The organism is Streptomyces sp. NPDC059524 (assembly GCF_042749255.1).
Taxonomy (GTDB): domain Bacteria; phylum Actinomycetota; class Actinomycetes; order Streptomycetales; family Streptomycetaceae; genus Streptomyces; species Streptomyces xanthii.
In genome coordinates this window covers 1-3,545 of record NZ_JBHYTK010000143.1, presented here as the reverse complement: position 1 = coordinate 3,545, position 3,545 = coordinate 1, and the positions used below count along the sequence as shown (strand labels likewise).

At 72.6% G+C, this 3,545-nt stretch carries 2 protein-coding genes and 1 tRNA gene; 2 read left to right on the top strand and 1 reads right to left on the bottom strand.

Annotated elements, in window-relative coordinates; genetic code table 11:
* Positions 1-203: 203 nt before the first annotated feature.
* On the top strand, positions 204-1,769 hold the full coding sequence (locus ACFW9D_RS30255; RefSeq protein ID WP_384627105.1) for an aldehyde dehydrogenase family protein: 1,566 nt from the start codon (positions 204-206) through the stop codon (positions 1,767-1,769).
* A gap of 210 nt (positions 1,770-1,979) precedes the next feature.
* On the opposite strand, the gene ACFW9D_RS30250 is transcribed toward ACFW9D_RS30255, so the two are convergent.
* Positions 1,980-3,338: a DUF2254 domain-containing protein gene (locus tag ACFW9D_RS30250; protein ID WP_384627102.1), complete on the bottom strand. Its 1,359-nt coding sequence runs from the start codon at positions 3,336-3,338 to the stop codon at positions 1,980-1,982.
* A gap of 122 nt (positions 3,339-3,460) precedes the next feature.
* On the opposite strand from ACFW9D_RS30250, the gene ACFW9D_RS30245 reads away from it, so the two are divergent.
* Positions 3,461-3,545: transfer RNA gene (locus ACFW9D_RS30245), tRNA-Leu, on the top strand.

The following is a 3,545-nucleotide window of genomic DNA, read 5'->3' as shown; positions in this document are numbered from 1 at the left end:
GGGTGTGGGTTTTGTTTTAACGACACCGGCTGGGCCTCCCCCGCCCCCCCCCCACCCGCCCCCCGCCCCCCCCCCCGCCGGGAGGTGCCGAGCGGGCACCTCCCGGCCCCCGCCCCCACACGTACACCCATCCAGCGATGTCTCGCCCGCACGCCATGAGACGTCCCCCGCCCCGACTGTGCACCGTGAGCGGAGACCGAAGAATGGCCACCACCACCCTCTCCACGCCCGCCGCCCCGACCACCCTGAAAGCCGGAACGTCCTGGGACGACGCCTGGCGGCGCTGCCTCGCCGTCGCCCCCGAGGCCTTCCGCGACGACCGCGTCCTCAACCTCTGGCAGGGCGGCTGGCAGCCCGACGGCCTGCCCCTGCCCGCCACCAGCCCGGTCGACGGCCGCCCCGTCGCCGGCCCTCCGCGCCTGGACGCCGAAGCCGCCCACCGCGCCGTCCGCGCCTCGCTCGACCAGCACCGCGCCTGGCGGCACGTCCCGCTGCCCGAGCGCCGGGCCCGCGTCGCCGCCACGCTCGACGCCCTCGCCGAACACCGCGAACTGCTCGCGCTGTTGCTGGTCTGGGAGATCGGCAAGCCCTGGCGCCTGGCCATGGCCGACGTCGACCGGGCCGTCGACGGCGTCCGCTGGTACGTGGACGGCATCGACACAATGCTCGACGGCCGCACCCCGCTGCCCGGCCCGGTGTCCAACATCGCGAGCTGGAACTATCCGATGAGCGTGCTCGTTCACGCATTGCTGGTACAGGCCCTCGCGGGCAATGCGGTGATCGCCAAGACCCCGACCGACGGCGGCGTCGCCTGCCTCACCCTGGCCTGCGCCCTCGCCGCCCGCGAGGGCATCCCCGTCACGCTCGTCAGCGGCAGCGGCGGCCAGCTGTCCGAGGCGCTCGTGCGGGCGCCGGAGATCGGCTGCGTCTCCTTCGTCGGCGGACGCGACACCGGCGCGGCCGTCGCGACGGCCGTCGCCGACCTCGGCAAGCGGCACATCCTCGAACAGGAAGGACTCAACACCTGGGGCATCTGGAACCACACGGACTGGGCCGGCCTGACGGCCGCGATCCCCAAGCTGTTCGACTACGGGAAGCAGCGCTGCACCGCCTACCCCCGGTTCGTCGTCCAGCGCGAGGCGTTCGACGCGTTCCTCGACGCGTACCTGCCCGCCGTACGCACCCTGCGCGTCGGCCACCCCCTCGCGGTCGCGGACCCTTCCGACCCCTACCCGGACCTCGACTTCGGGCCGCTCATCAACGCCGCGAAGGCCAAGGAGCTCACCGACCAGGTCGGCGAGGCCATCGACCGCGGAGCCGTGCCGCTGCACCGGGCGAGCGCGGACCCCGGCCGATTCCTGCCCGGCCAGGACACCAGCGCCTACGTCCACCCCGTCACGCTGCTCGGACCGCCACCGTCCTCACCCCTGCACCACGCCGAACCCTTCGGCCCGGTCGACACCATCGTCCTGGTCGACACCGAGGCGGAGCTGCTCGCGGCCATGAACGCGTCGAACGGGGCGCTCGTGGCGACGCTCTCCACCGACGATCCGGGGACCTTCGCCCGGCTCGCCCCGCAGATCCGGGCGTTCAAGGTCGGGCAGGGCAAGGCGCGCTCGCGCGGGGACCGGGACGAGCTGTTCGGCGGGTTCGGAGCGTCGTGGCGCGGCGCGTTCGTCGGCGGCGAGCTGCTCGTCCGGGCCGTCACCGAGGGCCCGGCCGGCGAACGCCTGCCCGGGAACTTCCCGGAGTACCACTTGATGCCCTGACCCGATGTCCTGACCTGGTGGCGTGAGCCTGACGCCCTGACCTGACGTCCCGACCGGTACCGGGCCGGAGCGGCGTGGGCGCGGCGCGGGCCGCGTGCCCGTGCCGTCGCCGCGCCGGCCGGAGGCGGGGGCCCGCGCTCCCGGGCCCCCTGCCTCGCCCTGCCTTGCCCTGCCTCACCTTGGCCTCAAGGCCCCGCGTCGCCGCGCCGCTCAGCCGATGCCCTGACGGTCGGGCCGCAGGGCGAAGGTCCGGTCGGCGGAGGTCGGCACCGTGCGCTCCACCCCCTGGAGCAGGAGTTCGCGGTGTCGCAGCAGCGGGGCGCGGCGTTCCTCGGGTACCAGTGCGAGGAGGTCGTCGAAGGCGGCGAACATCCGCCGGACGACCTGCGGGCTCCCGGTGGCGCAGGTGCGGATCTCGGTGAACGCGAGGTCGACCAGCTCGTCCCAGCGCGGTACCGGCTGGACGAGCCGGACGGCTCCGCCGCGGTCCGTGTACCGGAGCTCGACCAGCGGCCGCCGGCCCAGCGCCGCGAGGAACTGCACGATGCGGTCGAGGGACTGCACGGCGGTCGTCGGATCGTTCACCGCCGGCGACAGGGCGCGCAGCGCGATGTCCGCGAGGACCCGCAGACCGAAGCCCAGGTCCTGGTGGAAAGTGCGCTCGACGCCCACCGACACGCACCGCCCCAGCGCCCGCTGCGACGGCGCGGCTCCACCGTGCACGGCGAGCAGCGGCGTGCCCGGCACGACGAAGTCGCCGATCCCCGGCAGCACCCTGAGTACGACGCCCTGCCGGCGGGCGGCGTGCACGAGACGCGCGATGTTCACGTCCCGCAGCACCCCGGCCCGGCCGCGGTAGGCCACCCGCCCCGTCTCCGGCGCGAGACCCTCCGCCGGATCCCCTTCCTCGGGACCGAGCGCGGGGCTGCCTCCCTCCACGTACGGCATGCGGGCCACGACGCGGAAGGCCTCCGCCGTGACCCGGTCGATGACGTGCCCGACGCGCAGCATCCGCAGCGTCGAGTTCACGTACATCACGAAGAGAAGGAGACTCAGGCCCACCAGTACGAGGGTGAGCAGCGCCTCCAGGAACGGCACCATCGTCACGAGCCGCGGGTCCTCCTCGCTCTCGAACGAGGTCAGGACCAGCAGGGACAGCAGGAAGGTGGCCAGGAAGACGGCGAAGGTCGCCTTCGTGATCCGGCTGCGGACGAAGAGCCGCACCACGCGGGGCGTCTGCTGCCCCGACGCCATCTGCACCGCCACCAGCGAGATGCTGAACACGACACCGATGAAGGTCATCATCGCGGAGCTGATCGTCGTCACGACCGTCTTCGCGTCGTCCGCGACGCTCATCAGGTCCTTGACCGCGTCGTAGTCCCCGCTGTCCTGGAGCGACTCCACGATCACTCCGTCGAGCGCGGCGGCGAGCATCCACACCAGCCACACCAGCACCATCGCCGCGGTCGGGGCGAACCAGAAGGTGTCCCGCAGATGCTCCCGCAGCGGGGACAACATCCGAGGTCGGCGTACCTTTCCTCGACGTTGCGTGATTGTCACGTCACTCATGGTGAGACTCTAGGCGGTGTCGTCCGCCCGGGCGGATACGCAGGTGAAAGGCACTCCGAAACCTTGGTATTGTTGTCCATGTCGCCGCGGGGAACACCCCGCAAACAGGCGGCAGACACCTTGTCCGGGTGGCGGAATGGCAGACGCGCTAGCTTGAGGTGCTAGTGCCCTTTATCGGGCGTGGGGGTTCAAGTCCCCCCTCGGACA